Origin of the sequence: Microcystis sp. M20BS1 (assembly GCF_020245305.1) — a bacterium.
GTDB classification, from domain to species: domain Bacteria; phylum Cyanobacteriota; class Cyanobacteriia; order Cyanobacteriales; family Microcystaceae; genus Microcystis; species Microcystis ichthyoblabe_A.
The window spans coordinates 12189-28817 of record NZ_JADBUZ010000006.1; the positions used below are offsets into that span (position 1 = coordinate 12189).

15 protein-coding genes, 1 tRNA gene and 2 pseudogenes are annotated in these 16629 nt (G+C 43.8%); 12 read left to right on the plus strand and 6 right to left on the minus strand.

The window, feature by feature from the left end:
- Nucleotides 1-353 precede the first annotated feature (353 nt).
- Nucleotides 354-1718: an asparagine--tRNA ligase gene (asnS, locus tag IM507_RS00670; protein ID WP_002737200.1), complete on the minus strand. Its 1365-nt coding sequence runs from the start codon at nucleotides 1716-1718 to the stop codon at nucleotides 354-356.
- Nucleotides 1719-1919: 201 nt separating this feature from the next.
- Here asnS and IM507_RS00675 point away from each other — a divergent pair, with 201 nt between their 5' ends.
- Nucleotides 1920-2315 carry an NINE protein gene (locus IM507_RS00675; protein WP_002759086.1) on the plus strand — a complete coding sequence of 132 codons (396 nt, stop codon included), beginning with the start codon at nucleotides 1920-1922 and terminating at the stop codon, nucleotides 2313-2315.
- Entirely contained in the window at nucleotides 2315-2845 is a 531-nt protein-coding gene (locus tag IM507_RS00680; protein ID WP_002736930.1) for a ComEA family DNA-binding protein, read from the plus strand. The genes IM507_RS00675 and IM507_RS00680 overlap by 1 nt, the downstream gene beginning before the upstream one ends.
- Before the next feature lie 163 nt (nucleotides 2846-3008).
- Here the strand turns inward: IM507_RS00680 and gyrA are convergent, their stop codons facing one another.
- Nucleotides 3009-5561 carry a DNA gyrase subunit A gene (gene gyrA, locus IM507_RS00685; RefSeq protein WP_002736405.1) on the minus strand — a complete coding sequence of 851 codons (2553 nt, stop codon included), beginning with the start codon at nucleotides 5559-5561 and terminating at the stop codon, nucleotides 3009-3011.
- Between the two features lie 240 nt (nucleotides 5562-5801).
- Between gyrA and IM507_RS00690 the strand changes: the two genes are divergently transcribed.
- Genes IM507_RS00690 through IM507_RS00700 form a run of 3 tightly spaced genes read left to right on the plus strand, consistent with a single transcriptional unit; the run spans nucleotide 5802 to nucleotide 7265 of the window.
- Nucleotides 5802-5936 (plus strand): hypothetical protein, encoded by a 135-nt coding sequence (locus IM507_RS00690; RefSeq protein ID WP_002736832.1) that lies wholly within the window; start codon nucleotides 5802-5804, stop codon nucleotides 5934-5936.
- Nucleotides 5929-6453, plus strand: a complete 525-nt coding sequence (locus IM507_RS00695; protein WP_002737570.1) for a hypothetical protein — start codon at nucleotides 5929-5931, stop codon at nucleotides 6451-6453. Before IM507_RS00690 ends, IM507_RS00695 begins: the two co-directional genes overlap by 8 nt.
- Nucleotides 6453-7265, plus strand: a complete 813-nt coding sequence (locus tag IM507_RS00700) for an urease accessory protein UreD (protein WP_002735087.1) — start codon at nucleotides 6453-6455, stop codon at nucleotides 7263-7265. Before IM507_RS00695 ends, IM507_RS00700 begins: the two co-directional genes overlap by 1 nt.
- A gap of 20 nt (nucleotides 7266-7285) precedes the next feature.
- Here the strand turns inward: IM507_RS00700 and ispE are convergent, their stop codons facing one another.
- Nucleotides 7286-8227, minus strand: coding sequence for a 4-(cytidine 5'-diphospho)-2-C-methyl-D-erythritol kinase (ispE, locus tag IM507_RS00705; protein ID WP_002737977.1), 942 nt, complete (start codon nucleotides 8225-8227; stop codon nucleotides 7286-7288).
- 17 nt (nucleotides 8228-8244) lie between these two features.
- Nucleotides 8245-9051 (minus strand): 16S rRNA (adenine(1518)-N(6)/adenine(1519)-N(6))-dimethyltransferase RsmA, encoded by an 807-nt coding sequence (rsmA, locus tag IM507_RS00710; protein WP_002737695.1) that lies wholly within the window; start codon nucleotides 9049-9051, stop codon nucleotides 8245-8247.
- 124 nt (nucleotides 9052-9175) lie between these two features.
- On the opposite strand from rsmA, the gene crcB (IM507_RS00715) reads away from it, so the two are divergent.
- On the plus strand, nucleotides 9176-9565 hold the full coding sequence (gene crcB, locus IM507_RS00715) for a fluoride efflux transporter CrcB (RefSeq protein WP_069475062.1): 390 nt from the start codon (nucleotides 9176-9178) through the stop codon (nucleotides 9563-9565).
- A gap of 145 nt (nucleotides 9566-9710) precedes the next feature.
- Complete coding sequence (crcB, locus tag IM507_RS00720; protein ID WP_069475063.1) at nucleotides 9711-10115, plus strand: fluoride efflux transporter CrcB; 405 nt, start codon at nucleotides 9711-9713, stop codon at nucleotides 10113-10115.
- 72 nt (nucleotides 10116-10187) lie between these two features.
- On the opposite strand, the pseudogene IM507_RS00725 reads toward crcB (IM507_RS00720), so the two are convergent.
- Nucleotides 10188-10361, minus strand: a pseudogene (locus IM507_RS00725) (dihydroflavonol 4-reductase); the annotation flags it as partial.
- 214 nt (nucleotides 10362-10575) lie between these two features.
- Here IM507_RS00725 and IM507_RS00730 point away from each other — a divergent pair.
- Nucleotides 10576-13110, plus strand: a complete 2535-nt coding sequence (locus IM507_RS00730) for a glycogen/starch/alpha-glucan phosphorylase (protein WP_287636317.1) — start codon at nucleotides 10576-10578, stop codon at nucleotides 13108-13110.
- Nucleotides 13111-13195: 85 nt separating this feature from the next.
- Here the strand turns inward: IM507_RS00730 and IM507_RS00735 are convergent.
- A tRNA-Asp gene (locus tag IM507_RS00735) sits at nucleotides 13196-13269 on the minus strand.
- A gap of 515 nt (nucleotides 13270-13784) precedes the next feature.
- Here IM507_RS00735 and IM507_RS00740 point away from each other — a divergent pair.
- From IM507_RS00740 to IM507_RS00755, 4 genes and pseudogenes are all read left to right on the plus strand, one after another.
- Nucleotides 13785-14270 (plus strand): COP23 domain-containing protein, encoded by a 486-nt coding sequence (locus IM507_RS00740; RefSeq protein ID WP_002736461.1) that lies wholly within the window; start codon nucleotides 13785-13787, stop codon nucleotides 14268-14270.
- A gap of 82 nt (nucleotides 14271-14352) precedes the next feature.
- On the plus strand, nucleotides 14353-14883 hold the full coding sequence (locus tag IM507_RS00745; RefSeq protein WP_287636318.1) for a S1 family peptidase: 531 nt from the start codon (nucleotides 14353-14355) through the stop codon (nucleotides 14881-14883).
- A gap of 31 nt (nucleotides 14884-14914) precedes the next feature.
- Nucleotides 14915-16390 carry a tetratricopeptide repeat-containing S1 family peptidase gene (locus IM507_RS00750; protein WP_148045317.1) on the plus strand — a complete coding sequence of 492 codons (1476 nt, stop codon included), beginning with the start codon at nucleotides 14915-14917 and terminating at the stop codon, nucleotides 16388-16390.
- Between the two features lie 49 nt (nucleotides 16391-16439).
- Nucleotides 16440-16629: pseudogene (locus tag IM507_RS00755) on the plus strand (ISAzo13-like element ISMae28 family transposase); the annotation flags it as partial.

Genomic DNA, 16629 nt, shown 5'->3' on the forward strand with positions numbered 1-16629 from the left:
CAATTCCTATATCTACAAGACAATTGGCAATGAGTTGGTCAAATTGCTCCCAATCTTCACTATCCCATGATGAATTATCATTTGATGTAGTATTTTGAGCGGATTCGATAAAGGTAATAATAACCGATTCTCCATACAACCACACATACTATCCCCCGTAACTGTATTTTAAGCTACAATTTAATAAATATTTACATCTCTCTCCCTAACCAGCGATCGAGATTTTGGGGTTTTTGGGGAGTTCAAGAGCTTGGACTTGTACAATAAAGTTGTACAAGTCTCCAAAGACCAAGCAAATTAGCGCTGAAAGCTTGAGGATTACAACCTTTCTCCTGTCGATCCTAGACATCAACCTAAAAGTCGGCACTTAAAGGGGTGCGGGGGAAAGGAATCACATCGCGAATATTGGTCATTCCCGTCATGAATTGTACCAGACGCTCGAATCCTAAACCAAAACCGGCGTGGGGAACGGAACCGTAGCGACGCAGCTCTAAATACCACCACAAATCATCGGGATTCATTCCCTGTTCCTGCATTCTTTGGATTAATACATCTAATCGTTCTTCCCGTTGGGAACCGCCGATAATTTCGCCGATCTTGGGCGCTAAAATATCCATAGCGGAAACGGTTTTATTACTGTCATCTAGACGCATATAAAAAGCTTTGATTGTCTTGGGATAATTAGTGACAATCACGGGTTTTTTAAATAGTTCCTCCGCTAGATAACGTTCGTGTTCTGACTGTAGATCTACGCCCCATTCTACCGGAAACTCGAACTGACGATCAGCTTTTTCTAATAACTCGATCGCTTCGCTGTAGGTAATCCGGCCAAACTCACTATTAACGATATTTTCGGCCGTACTTAACACCGTTTTATCGATACGTTCGTTAAAAAACTGCAAATCTTCGGGACAATTTTCTAAGACGAATTTAAAGATATATTTGAGGAATGCCTCCGCTAAATCCTGATCTCCTTCCAAGTCACAAAAAGCCATTTCCGGTTCCACCATCCAAAACTCGGCCAGATGACGGGAAGTATTAGAATTTTCGGCACGAAAAGTCGGGCCAAAAGTGTAAACATTAGATAAAGCCATGGCCATTACTTCCGCTTGTAATTGTCCACTGACGGTTAAATAGGCCCGTTTACCGAAGAAATCCTCGGCAAAATTGGCGGGTTTTTTTAAATCTAAACTGGTGACAGTAAATAATTCTCCCGCACCTTCGCAGTCGTTGGCGGTAATAATGGGAGTATGTACCCAAATAAAGCCCTTTTCTTGGAAAAAAGTGTGTATAGCGGTAGCGCAAGCGTTTCTAACCCGCATTACTGCCCCTAGGGTGTTGGTTCTTGCTCGCAGATGGGCAATAGTTCTCAGAAATTCAAAGGAATGACGTTTCTTTTGTAGGGGATAATCCGCAGGACAGTCACCATAAAGGGTGATTTCGGCCGCTTTTAACTCGATATTTTGCCCTTTACCCGGGGAAAGAACCAAATTTCCCGAAACAGCGATCGCCGTTCCTGTACTAATTGTCTTTAGTACATTTTCATAATCGGGTAAAGTCGGTTCGAGGATAACTTGTAAGTTGGCCAGGGATGAGCCATCATTAACTTCCAGGAAAGTAAATTCTTTTAATTCTCGTTTTGTTCTCACCCAACCCTGCACGGTGACGGATTGATCCGGTTGTCCTGTTTGAAAGATTTCCTTGATTCTGCTAGTCATTGCTTATCCCTATGTTAAGTGGCTGAGTGGAATTAAATATAAGATGAACGTAGGTTGGGTTGAAGCATGAAACCCAACGCCAGATTATGTTACGCTACCGCTAACCCATCCTACAAATAATTGTGTCTCCCTACTTAGAACCAAAGAGTATTTTAGGATAGAAGGTTCAGATCAGGCTAAAATCAATCTCGAACAGGTGTCATGCTTCTGGTGGAAAAATTATTAAGTAAGCCCAAAAGCCGTAAATTAGCGATTTTTCTGGCTTTTATCGGTAGTATTCTCGCTTTACCCTTTCCTATCGCCGGTATTCATAAATTCTATCTCGGCCAACCTCTCTGGGGAATTATCTATCTTCTCCTCTGGCAAACTCCGATTCCCCGGGTGGCTTGCGCGATCGATGCAGTGTGGTATTTAATCCAAGATAACCAATTTTTGGCTAACTATTTTCCCACTGCCACCGCTGCTGCCACTGTCCCCAGTTTAGAGCCTAAACAAGTAGAGGCGATCGGGGCAGCTTTAAGGGAATTAGAGCGCCTCCGGCAAGAAGGATTAATTTCTGAGTACGAATTTGAAGAAAAACGGCGACAACTACTATAATGACACCGCAAAACTGGTTAGGACGCACTTTTAAGCCTTTAAAAGCCAAAATTAGCAATGATCCCTATTATCGCTTTCGTTCCCTTGATGAGATCGCTATGGCGGCACAATTGGGCATTAAAATTAATGTCAATCAAGCGGGTGTGGATGATTGGCTGCGATTGCCGGGGATATCCATCCATCAAGCGCGGATGTTGGTGGAATTGTTGGGTATGGGGGTAGAATTGCTTTGTCTTGAAGATCTAGCCGCTGCTTTGAGTGTTCCTGTGGCTAGATTGAAAGCTTGGGAACCGATTCTAGAATTTGCCTATTATAGTCCCGAAAGTCACCTCGCACCCCCTAAAATCAATCCTAACACTGCCTCGATCGAGCAGTTAACCACCCTGCCCCTGATCAGCGATAATTTAGCAGCTGCCATTATAAAAAGCAGAGAAGAACAGGGATTATTTAAGAATATTGTGGATTTTAAAGGGCGTTTATCCCTAGAAGCGCAGGAAATCTCCCAATTAATGCACTTTTTTCAGTTTTAATCCCAAATACTCAGGAAAGGAGACAGGAGATAGGAGTCAGGAGATAGGAGTCAGGAGTCAGGAGATAGGAGATTATTTCTATTTATTCTTCCGACACCCCACACCCCACACCCCACACCCCACTCCCCACTCCCCACTCCCCAATTCCCACTTCCCAGTAAATCTAAATGTCTTCAGATTCCTCCGCATCACTAGGGGGAACTAGGGCCACCGCAGCGATCGCATCGTCCTCATCGAGTTTTTGTACTCGGATACCTCCGGCCGATCGCGATTGAGGAGTAATAGCATCGACGGATTGACGGATGATAATACCCCGTTCGGTGATAATCATAAATTCCTCGTTGGGGTTAACAACGTGCAGAGCCGCTAATTTATCGTTCTTTTTGCGGAATTTAATCACTCTGACTCCTAATCCCGCCCGATTTTGCAGACGTAGGAGGGTAACGGGAACCCGTTTTCCTAGTCCTGCCATGGTAATCGCTAACACCCAGGGGCCATTATTAGCCACTTCGGGGTTAATTTCTTCGCTTTCGTCCTCGGTTTCTTCTTGGTTAGATTCAGCGATTTGGGCGACAATTTGACTAGGCAGGATGTCCATACTAATTAATTCGTCACCTGAGCGCAATTTCATCGATTTTACGCCCTTAGTTGCCCTTCCCAGGGAGCGCAATTGTTGACTATCGGCCTTAAAATGAATGGCCATCCCCTGACGAGAACCGATAATGACGCTATCTTCCTCTTTAGCCAAGCGAACCCAACGTAGTTGATCACCGTCTTCGAGAGAAATGGCGATTAAACCGTTCGATCGAATATTACTAAAGGCAGCGAGGGCGGTTTTCTTGATAAATCCCTTTTGTGTGAGCATAATCAGGTAATTATCCTCGCTGAACTCGCTGACTGCCACCACCGAGGTGATTTTCTCCCCTTTGGGAATCTCTAACAGTTGCACGATGGGAACCCCGCGAGCGGTACGGGAACCGGTGGGGATATGATAGGCATTGAGACTATAGACAACCCCGCGATCGGTGAAAAAGAGAACGCTATCGTGATCGCGGCAGGTGATAAAGTGATCGATGCCGTCGTCTTCTTTCATTTTCGCGCCAGCTTTGCCCCTTGTTGCCCGATTTTGGGACTCAAAGGTATTAACGGGCATTCTTTTGATGTAACCCTGTTCGGTGACGAGAATTAAGGCCTGTTCGTTGGCAATCAGGTCAGTTTCGGCGATTTCTCCTTCCCGTTGTTCAATATGACTGCGACGGGGGGTAGCGTGAATCGTTTTGATCTGTTGCAGTTCTTCCTCGATAATGCTGTCGATCCGTTCTTTTTTGGCTAAAATATCCTGAAGATCGCCGATTTTTGTCAGTAATTCCCCGTGTTCTTGCTGAATTTTCTCCGATTCTAGGGCGGTTAACCGTCGCAGCTGCATTTGTAGGATTGCGTCCGCTTGCACCTCTGAAAGACCAAAATTCTGCACTAATCCCTCTTTTGCACTAGCTGTGTCGGCAGCACTGCGAATCAGGGCAATGACTGCATCGAGACTAGCGAGGGCAATTAGTAAACCCTGAAGGATATGATCCCTTTCCTCGGCCTTGCGGAGTTCATAACGGGTACGACGGGTGATCACTTCTACCCGAAAATCGAGGAAAACGCGGAGAAACTCCCTTAAAGTCAGTAATCTCGGTTCGTTATCGACTAATGCCAACATATTCGCCCCAAAATTAGACTGGAGGGGCGTTTGTTTATAAAGATTGTTGAGGACGACGCGGGGATAGGCATCCCGTTTCAGTTCGATCACTACCCGGATGCCGTCGCGATCGCTTTCGTCCCGCACATCGGAAATACCGTCTATTTTGCGATCATTGACCAAATCGGCGATTTTTTCGATTAATGCCGCTTTATTGGTTTGATAGGGCAGTTCGGTGATGATAATAGCATCTCGATCGGGTCTTCCCCTTTGTTCGATGGTTTCAAAGGAGGCGACTCCCCGCAGGGTAATGGAACCCCGGCCGGTGGTGTAAGCTTCCTGAATGCCGTCTCTGCCAAGGATATGCCCCCCGGTGGGAAAGTCCGGCCCTGGGATATAACGCTGTAATTCCGTATCGGTGAGATCGGGGTTATGGATGAGGGCAACGGTTCCATCGATAATCTCGGCCAGGTTGTGGGGGGGAATATTGGTGGCCATACCGACGGCGATCCCCGATGAGCCATTAATTAGCAGTTGTGGGACTCTAGAGGGTAAAACCACGGGTTCCTGTTGGGAACCATCGAAGTTATCGGCGAAATCGACGGTTTCTGACTCGATATCCTGTAGTAGGGCGTTGGTGGCCAGGGTGTGCAGACGACACTCGGTATAACGCATGGCCGCCGGGGGATCGTTATCGATCGATCCGAAGTTACCATGACCGTTAATCAGGGGATCGCGCATGGAGAAATCCTGGGCCATGCGGACGAGAGCATCGTAAACAGCAGTATCCCCGTGGGGGTGGTATTTTCCTAATACTTCCCCGACGACTCTAGCGCATTTCCGGAAGGGGCGATCGGGGGTTAATCCTAGTTCGTACATCGCATAAAGAATGCGCCGGTGTACGGGTTTCAGTCCGTCCCTAGCGTCGGGCAAGGCGCGCCCGACGATGACGCTCATGGCGTATTCTAGGTAGGAACGGGACATTTCATTGCTTAAGTCTGTGGGGACGACATGATCCTGGGCGGCGGTCATAGGGGGGTTAACTCCAATAACAAGGCAAAAAAAGCGTTTTTGTGATTAAATTCGCTAAAAATCGGGCTTTTGCCCTTTTGATGTGCAGAATATGCCCATTTGTAGGACTATTTTACCATAAAATCCCTCTTTTTTGGGGTTTAGAATAGTGTCAAGTTAGCAGCGATCACAAGAGGAAAAAGCAAATGGTGAAGACCACTTTTAGCAGTTTTTCCCCCGATAATTTAGGATAAAATAAAAATGCGATCGAGAGTTAATACCATGGCCCGATCGGCAGCTCGAGAATCGATGATAATTGAGATTAATGATCCCTTAACTCCAGCGAAAACTATTAACCTGATTTTCCCAGCCCAAAAATTCCCCCAAAATGCTTAATCCTCTCCTCTGGCAAAGTGCCAATCCCCACCCCGATAATCTGGAGAATTTCCAAATTATTAGCCAATGGTGGCAAGATTTAAATCTTAAGGAAGTCTTCTGGCAACAGCGTTTAATTCCCGATACTGGCTCTCTGGAAGATATTAATTGGGAGCAGCAAGGTTTTGATGAAAAGTTTAGCCTCCAAATGCCCCAAATTCGCGGGATTACCCTCTATTGGCATAAATCTACTTTTGCTGACGAAAGAAGCATGACACCTAAACAATTAATTTTAGATCGGGAACGGGAGCAATTAGACATTTATCCTCAATCCCAAGCTAGTTTAGTTATTCGGGTGACGAAACCCCATCTAGTTTATAAAAAATTCGAGCTAAAAAATCCTCTCCTAGTCGGCAAAAAAGCGGAAAGTGAATATATTTTACTGATCAGGGATAAAGAACAGCAAATAGAAGTTAAAATTAATCTTAGTCCTGAAAATTATCGGCAATTTCTAGAAACCATGACTGAGGAACAATAATGTGGCAGGGAAACCTAGAACTAATTTACAAGCAAAAAAATCTCGCAACCCAGATTAATCACGTCTATGCTACCGCCCCTTTAAAAGTACAAAGACCTTTTTATCCCGAGGGAAAAAACCTTTGTCACACGGTGATTTTACACACTGCGGGGGGAATAGTTGGGGGTGATGTTCTTCAACAAAAAATTCATCTCCAAGCCGCTACTAATGCCCTGATTACCACTGCTTCTGCTGGAAAAGTTTACCAGAGTAATGGTCAGATGGCACAGCAATTAATCGAGATTAAAATCGATGACAATGCCGGTTTAGAATGGCTACCCCAAGAAACAATTATCTTTAATGGTGCAGCATTTCGCCAACATTTACGAGTGGATTTAGGGGAAAATAGCAGTTGGTTGGGATGGGAAATTACCCGTTTTGGTCGCAGTGCGCGAGGGGAGAAATTTTTAGCGGGAGAATGGCATTCTAATTGGGAATTTTGGCGATCAGGACAACCTTTATGGCTCGATCGATCCTTCCTGTTGGGTGGTAAAATGATCGAGGGATTTTCTGGTTTAAATGATAGCGCCCTGATCGGTACTTTAGTTTATATCGGTCAACCGGTGGGCAGAAATTTAATTGAGAAAGTGAGAGATTTTTCCCTAGAAGGAGAGATGGGAGTTACTAACACTTTAGGAGATGGTCTTTTATGTCGTTATCGGGGTAATTCTAGCGGTGAAGTGCGACAATGGTTTCAGCAGGTTTGGCAAATTTTAAGGCGAGAAATGAGCGATCGAGAGGCAATTATTCCACGAGTTTGGTTATCGTGGTAAAGGCATTCAAGTGACTTTTTTCAAGTCACTTGAATGCCTGTATCGGTGATTGGGGCTATCCAAAATTGTAGATCGGGAGCGACGAGAATTTCCCGGGCCTCTTTAACGATAGTTTCCGCCACTTCCTGAGATGAACAGAGAGTAAAAACTGTCGGGCCAGAGCCTGACATCATCGTTCCCAAGCCGCCTAAATCCCCTAGAACCTGTCTTAACTCGGCTACGAGGGGAAATTCGGGTAAAACCACCTTTTCGAGGTCATTGTGGATAAATTTGCCGATAGCGGCTGGTTGTTTATGGGCGATCGCTTGTACCAAAGCCCCGGAACTCACCTGCTGACGACGGTGATGAAAGTCCTCTGGAGAAGACAGATAGGTATCCTGAAATTTTTGCCGATAGCTTTGGTAGGCCCAGGGTGTAGAAACGGATAAATGATCGTATTTAGCTAAAATCACCCATAATCCGGTTAAAGAAGCGATCGGATCGAGAATTTCTCCCCTTCCCGTACAGATAACCGTTCCTCCTGTCACACAAAAGGAAGTATCGGACCCCAATTTTGCCGCTAAAGTTTCTAATTCCGGACGGGTTAACCCTAATTCCCAGATTAAATCGATACCGACTAACACCGCCGCTGCGTTGGTGGAACCCCCCGCTAAACCGGCAGCCACGGGAATATATTTCTCGATGGTGATATCGATACCGCCGTAATTGGCAAAGAGGCGGGGGAATTCCTTCGCCATCAAAGTGGCAGCCCGATGGGCGAGATTACTGCTATCTTGGGGGACGAGGGGATGAGAGCAAAAGAGGCGGAATTCCTGCAATCCGTTCGGCCGGAGAGTGATGCGATCGCATAATGCCACCGTCTGCATCACCATGACTAACTCGTGGAAACCATCAGGGCGATCGCCAACGATTTCTAGATATAAGTTAATTTTAGCGGGGGCTAGAAGGGTATAACTGTGCATTTGTCAAGGAAAAAAATCTAAAATTTTGGCAATTGACCTAATTTTTCCGCCAAGTCAATCCATTGCGATAAACTGAGATCTTCAGCGCGAGCGAGGGGATTAATTTCTAATTGTGTCAGGATTTGGCTTAATTGATCGCTATCTAGACAATTTTTTAGATTATTGCGTAACATTTTGCGCCGGTTGGCAAAACCAAGGCTAACTAAAGTGGACAAAAAGGCCGCATTACTGACATTATTCGGCAAAACACGGGGTAAAAGCTGAATTACCGCCGAATCCACCCGGGGAGGTGGGGAAAAGGCTCGCCGGGGTACATCACAAATCCATTGACAATCGGCAAGGTATTGAATGCGGACGCTCAAAGCACTGTAAGCTTTGGTCGAGGGGACAGCGACTAATCTTTCGGCGACTTCTTTCTGGACTAAGAGGGTAATACTCTGGTAAGGGGGGGTGAAGGGATGGGCGATCGAACCGAGCAGCTTTTCGAGGATCGGACCGGTGATATTATAGGGAATATTAGCCACTACTTTATTAACCGGCGGCAGTTGCTCCGGTTTAAGGCTAAGAAAGTCGCCCGGGATGAGATGAAAGTTATCTTGTTGGCCAAATTTTTTATTTAAAATTGTCCATAGATCTCGATCGATTTCTACAGCGACAACCAATTGAGCGCCATCGAGAAGACGACGGGTTAAAATGCCTGTACCAGGGCCGATTTCTAATACCCGATCCTCTGATTGTAAATTAGCAGCGCCGATGATGCGATCGAGTATCGATTCATCTTTTAACCAATGTTGTCCAAAACGTTTACGCGGTTGAATTTTCATACCTCTATTTTAAAATCAGAGGGTTGTTCTCGACAATAACACCCCTGAAAATATGGGCCATGCGATCGATAACCGCATCAATTATCATAGAGCCTAGACAAAGATAGCAAAAAAATTAGAGACAATGTCAGATTTGAACGATGTTTTCGCAATTGTAGCCGGAGCGGTTCCGGGGGCGTTATCTCGTTATTATATTACCGAATGGACAAAAGCAAAATTCGGCTTGCGCTTTCCCTATGGAACCTTTATTATTAATTTAACTGGCTGTCTAGCTATCGGCTTTTTTTGGGCTATTTTACCCAGTTTTTCCTTTTATTCCCACGCACTAGATTTAATGGTTAGAACGGGATTTTTAGGAGCTTATACCACCTTTTCTACCTATAGTTTAGATATCTTGATCCTCTGGCGCAATCAGCAAAATTTTCTCAGTCTTTTTTTTGCCGTTGCTAGTATAATTTTCGGATTGATTGCCGTGAGAATCGGGGCAGCTATTGCCCAATTTTTTCTAGGTTAAGTAGGTAGGCGTTAAAAACTATCAGATGCCCCCCTTATCAAGGGGGGATTAAGGGGGGATCGAACCTAAAATCCATTTTTAATTTAATTATAATCAGCTACTTAATTCTCCAATTTATTGACTATTGAAGGGCAGGAGAGACAGCATGAATTTTTTCAGGGGACGTTATAGTTTATTCGTGGCGATTGGAGCTATTTTTGGGGCTTTGAGTCGTTTTTATATCGGAGAATTAATTGACAGTATTTTCGGTCAAGAATGGGGATTTTTTGGGACATTTTTTGTCAATATTTCTGGTTGTTTAATTATTGCCTATATTTTTACTATGGTTAAGGAAAATATTCGCATAATTGCCCCAGAATTAGGATTGATGATTGCCACGGGTTTTTGTGGTTCCTATACAACTTTTTCCACCTATAGTTTGGAGGTCAACAAGTTTTTAGAGCAGGGAAACGTGACTTTCAGTTTAATTTACTGGTTGGGCAGTGTTCTTGGGGGGATGATTGCGCTTAAAATTGGAGTTATTTTAGCAAGAACAGGTTTTCCTAGATGAATTATTAAGGGCGCAAAAATAGATAAATATCTAAGCACAATTGAGACCATCTTTTTCCTTTCCTACTCAGTGTTAATAAGTAATGTCTCCATTGGTTTGAAACCAATCGATGGCATCGGCTAAAGCTTGTCTAATCGGCGATTGCGGTAAGCCTAGTTCTTGCACTGCCTTCGAGGAATCGTAGTACATGGACTGTTTTGACATTTTCACGCCATCAAGGGGTATAGAGGGCAATTTTCCCAAGATTATCGCCCCGATAAAACCCGTTCCACCCGTCACAAAAGCACGCATTGCTCAGACTTTCCCCTATTTTAACTTCCTATCGGTAACTGAAATTTAATCACCTTAACTTTATTATTACTATACCTTAATCTTAGTCAAGATTTAAGCTTTTCTTGATATAATTTTGGGTCTGGTTATCTTAAACTAAGAGCAGCCAATCTTCAGTAAAAACACTCCTATGGATACATCTCCAGAGTCAACTTTTGTTTGTCCGATTATCATCGAAGACGACAGAACAGGATTAGACACAGAAACTATCCGACGGGCTTTAAGGGATAATTTACTCTATATTCAAGGTAAATTACCGGAATTAGCCAGCAAAAACGATCTTTATATGGCCCTAGCTTATACCATACGTGATCGTTTATTGCAGCGTTGGTTAACCACCCAACAAACCTATCTAAAAAAAGATGTCAGAACCGTTTGTTATCTCTCGGCCGAATTTTTAGTCGGTCCCCATTTGGCCAATAATTTAATTAATCTCGGTATCTACGAACAGGTCCAGAAAGCTGTCAGCGAATCGGGATTAAAACTAGAAGAATTAATTGCCCAAGAAGAAGAACCAGGGTTAGGAAATGGTGGTTTAGGTCGTTTAGCTGCCTGTTATCTCGATTCCCTTTCTACTCTAGAAATTCCAGCTATTGGTTACGGTATTCGCTACGAATTTGGTATCTTTGATCAAGAAATTCATGACGGTTGGCAGGTAGAAATAACTGATAAGTGGTTACAGTATGGAAATCCCTGGGAAATTGCCCGACCAGAAGCGGGAGTAGAGGTAAAATTTGCCGGTTATACCGAATCTTATACCGACGAAAATGGTAATTATCGCAGTCGTTGGATTCCCGATTATGTAGTCAAAGGAATTCCCTACGATACCCCAATTCTCGGCTATCGAGTTAACACCGCTAATACCATGCGTCTATGGAAGTCAGAAGCTTGTGAATCTTTTGATTTTGGACGCTTTAATCGCGGCGATTATTATGGTGCGGTGGATAATAAAGTTCACTCGGAAAATATCAGTAAAGTTCTCTATCCTAACGATGAACCAATTCAAGGCAAAGAACTACGTTTAGAACAGCAATATTTCTTTGTTTCCTGTTCCCTACAGGATATGATTCGTATTCACTTACATGAGAACCCCAGTCTCGATAATTTTCATCAAAAATGGTCGGTACAATTGAATGATACTCACCCTTCTGTCGGGGTAGCTGAGTTAATGCGCTTGTTAATTGACGTGCATAATTTTGATTGGGATAAAGCTTGGTTTATTACTCAAAATACCTTCGCCTATACCAATCATACTCTTTTGCCAGAAGCTTTAGAAAAATGGCCTTTGAGTATTTTTGGTCGTCTTTTCCCCCGATTAATGGAAATTATCTATGAAATTAACCATCGTTTCTTGGATAAAATTCGCATTATTTATCCCCAGGATGACGGCAAAATGTCCCGTTTATCTATAATCGATGAAAGCGGCGAAAAATACGTCCGTATGGCTCACCTCGCCTGTGTGGGTTCCCAGGCAATTAACGGGGTGGCAGCCCTCCATACAGAATTACTGAAAAAAGATGTTCTGCGCGATTTCTATGAACTCTTTCCCGAAAAGTTTAGCAACAAAACCAATGGAGTTACTCCCCGGCGCTGGATAGTTTCTAGTAATCCCCGCTTGACTTTTGCGATTACCGAAAAAATCGGCGAAAATTGGATTAAGCATCTGGAGGATTTACGCGGTTTAGAAAACTATGTGGATGATGGGGGATTTCGGGACTCTTGGCGACGAATTAAATACGATATTAAGGCAGATTTAGCCAATTATATCGACAAAAAAGTCGGCATTAAAGTTGATCCTAGTACCCTCTTTGATGTGCAGGTAAAACGCATTCACGAATATAAACGGCAACATCTCAACGTTTTACACATCGTCACTCTCTATCATCGCCTCAAAAATAATCCCAATCTCGATATTACCCCCCGTACCTTTATTTTTGGTGGTAAGGCAGCCCCAGGTTATTTTATGGCGAAATTAATCATTAAATTGATTAATTCTGTGGCAGAAGTGATCGATAATGATCCGACGATTGCAGGACGTTTAAAAGTGGTTTTCCTACCCGATTATAATGTCACCTTAGGTCAACGGGTTTATCCAGCTGCCGACTTGTCCGAACAAATTTCCACGGCTGGGAAAGAAGCTTCGGGAACTGGTAATATGAAATTCTCTATGAATGGTGCATTAACTATCGGCACTCTCGATGGGGCAAATATCGAAATTCGTGAAGAGGTGGGAGCGGAAAATTTCTTTCTTTTCGGCTTGACAACCGAGGAGGTTTATGCTAAGAAAGCCGCCGGTTATAATCCCCAAGAATACTATTACCATAACGAAGAATTGCGGGCAGTATTAGACCTCATTGGTTCGGGATTTTTTAGCCGGGGTGATAGTAGTTTATTCCGCCCGCTTGTGGATAATCTTATCTACAATGATCCCTATATGTTACTGGCTGATTATCAGTCCTATATCGATTGTCAGGAAGGAGTCGGTCGCGCTTATAAAGATCAAGAACATTGGAGTCGTTTAGCGATTCTTAATGTGGCCCGCATGGGAAAATTCTCTAGCGATCGATCGATTCGGGAATATTGCGAGGAAATCTGGCGGGTACAACCGGTAAAGATTGAATTACCCGATTATATTCAAGCTAATGCCGGTTTATCGGTAAATTAGAACAAATCTAGGCAGTGGGAACGTCTTCATCGATCCTACTGCCCACAGGATAACCAGCCTTGAGCGACTCTAATCCAGATTTTTACGGGATTGACGGGGCTCGAACCCGCAACTTCCGCCGTGACAGGGCGGTGCTCTAACCAATTGAACTACAATCCCATTTTTGCGACAATTCCAATTGTAACTTCATCATCAGGGTTATGTCAAGCACCTCTGGGAAAATTTTTTTTGAGGGAGTGGGGAAGTGGGAAGTGGGAAGTGGGGAGAGGGGGGAAACAATTCATAACTGGGTTGTTAAAGTTGGATTGGGAGTTAATCGTACTATCGATCAAAAACGGATTTGCTATACTTCAAACGGTCACAATGCGAGTTTTTGCGGCTCTTCTCGACTTTGTATGATAATCAGTGCTGATCATTCCTAGTAGTCTTGCTAGGCAAGGCTTTGAAGACTATAGTTCTGGAAAATTATCCCTATTCTTCTTCCTTCCACACAGAAACGAAAAGAGCCGTTAGTTAAAGCCAAAAAATCCCAATCAAGTCAATCAGGAAAAATGTAAAGAATTACCAAAAAAAGTCCTTGGGCTAACACCCGCAGCAAAGACTTTGAGCTAGGATCTGCTTGTGGACAGACTAAGGAGGGGATTTCTCTGAAACTCAAATTGTTCGCTTCACTAATGGCAGCTAGTACGCTGGCTGTTGGGGCTTTGACGATTAGCAGCCAGTCTGGGGAGGCGCAAACTAATACCTATTCCTGCGAAACGAATCGGGGTGTACCCACCACCTATGCTCTTACTGCAACGGGAAAAAAGATTGCCGTCATTCGCTGGGTGAAAAACTGGGGAGGTAAATATACCCCTGAGGTTCGCTGTCAAGAAGTTTCTGCTAAATTCCAGTCAGCCTCGGAACAAGGTCTTCTCAAGTATCTAACCTACGGAATTAAGAGCGGACAAAAGGTTATCTGCGTCGCGGGGGAATATGGGGGGCCTTGCCTGCAAGTCCTATTTACTCTCAGAAGTAATGACGATCCTGATCGCGTTCTTCAAGATATGATGAGTGTCGGTTTTCGCGCTCAAGGACCCGTTGTGCAATCGGAAGATGGTTCGCCTCAGTATTACTACGATTTCGAGCAATTTCTGGAAAAAGCCCCCACTGCGGAGTAAAATTAGCTGGGTTTTAGCCTTCTACAAGCGCAGGAGAGGACAAAAGCTGATAAATCATAAATTTCTAGTCCTGGCAACGGGAATGGCAGGCTTATTGTTGCTCCCTATCCAGAGTTTTCCTCTCAGTTGGACTGTCCCCGGCGTAGTAGCGCAAACCGTCACTTTTCAACTGTCACCGGAGCAACTACAAAAACTACAAAAGCTGGCTCAGTCTATCACGGTCAAAGTTTTATCAGGAGATAGTGGTGGGTCGGGAATTTTGATTAAAAAAGAAGGTCAGGTTTATACCGTCTTGACTAACCAGCACGTCCTCGCCCCTGGAAAATCTACTCGCATCCAAACTCCTGACGGTAACTTCCATAAAGCCACGTCAGTCGCGGGAGTGAACTTTCAAGGGAAGGATTTAGCCCTGTTGCAATTTCGTGCCAGTGCTGACTATGCAGTGGCTTCCCTGACCAATTTAGCAACGGTGGCAGTCAACGAGCCAATTTTTGCGGCTGGCTTTCCCTTTGATGCTGATTTATCTCAACCCAGTGGGTTGACTTTGGCGACAGGACAAGTTTTATTAGTGCCGGAACGAGCTTTTAAGGAAGGCTACCAGATAAGTACCTAAGCAAAATTAATTACACATTTCGATAAAGCTTTTGCCTCTTGCCTATTGCCTCTTGCCTGTCTTCACTAGGAAATTTATTTTGCATGACTACTTAGGCTACAGCAACAACATTGAAAAGGGCATGAGTGGGGGACCGATTCTGAACCGTCAGGGTCAGGTTATTGGCATTAATGGCATTCACGCCGATCCTCTGTGGGGAGATCCTTATGTCTATGAAGATGGTTCTCGTCCTACTGATGCCCTACGAGATTTGATGAGCCGCTACAGTTGGGGCATTCCCATACAGACTTTTGCTCAATTAGCTCCGCAATATGCCTCAGTAGAGGCGTTAGCTGCTGGAACTCCCACTGCAACAGAAGAAAACTTGCCGCCTATCGCTAATGATGTTAACAATATTGCCCAACAAATTACAGTACAAATCGATGTGCCAAATACATCACATTGCAAAGGATCGGGGGTAATTATAGTCAAACAAGGCAACACCTATACTGTTCTTACTGCCGAACACGTTATCCGTGAAACGGAGGAATGTGATAGAAAAAAACTTGAGATTATCACCCCTGATAATCAACGATATTTAGTGGATGTGAATGAAAATACAGTAAAAACCTTACCAGGTGTTGACCTAGCTGTATTGAAATTTACCAGCAAGCTTTCTTATCAGGTAGCAACGTTAGCAAGACACGATTTAGAGAAGAAGGGGGGGTTAGTTTTTGTTTCGGGTTTGCCAGGTTCAACAGTAGCCAATGGAAAAAATAATCGCTTGTTTACCATTGGAACTCTTTTCAACAAAGAATGGGGATCTATATCAGTCAAAGATTCTCTTTCTTTAACTTATGGTTATGAATTGGTTTATACTAATATCACTGAAGCGGGGGTTAGTGGTGGTCCCGTGTTAGATATACGTGGACACGTTATTGGGATTCACGGAAGAGCAGACGGAGAAGCCGTTGTAGATGAAGCTGGATCAGGACGTTCGATGCATCTAGGTTATAGTCTAGGAGTCCCAATTAATACTTTTTTGAGTCTAGTAACTAAGGTGGGAATAGAACCGACGCAGTTGAGGATATATACTGCTGAACCACCATCACTTACTGAATCAGAGACTCAATCAATCAAATTATCTTTACTCAAAAGAGTACAAAAACCAAACAACAGCAATGATGCTATCAATTGGCTAAATTATGGCAATCAACTATGGCGGTTAGAACAATATGAAGAAGCTTTGGCTGCCTTTGACAGGGCAATTCAAATTAAACCTGATTTTTATCAAGCTTGGTATTCGCGGGGGCTGGTATTGTTATCTCTAGAAAAATATTCAGAAGCTCTTGAAGCTTTTGAAAGAGCCATTCAAGAAAGTCAGGAAAAATTTGCTCTTGCTTGGCGAGGAAAAGGTGAAGCACTTAGGGACTTCCAAAAAATAAACTATTCATTCTCAAGAATAATAATCATTCTCGGAGTGTGGGAGGTAGGGATCGATGGTTGCCCCCTCCTTCCAATTTTGTAGTAGAATTAATCCTGTATATTATTAATCAAGTTTTTCTTTTTAAGAATATATGGAATTAACTGATTCCCTCAAGAAATTGCTCAGTGAAACTGCACTTCAATTAAAAGGTGCAGCTAAAAGAAGATTCATGGCGCAAACAGTCTTAGAATTAGGCTATGGGGGACAAACCCTTGCTGCACAGGAGTTAGGCTGGAATCGAACTACTATTCGTAAAGGAATTAAAGAACTAAAAAGAGGCA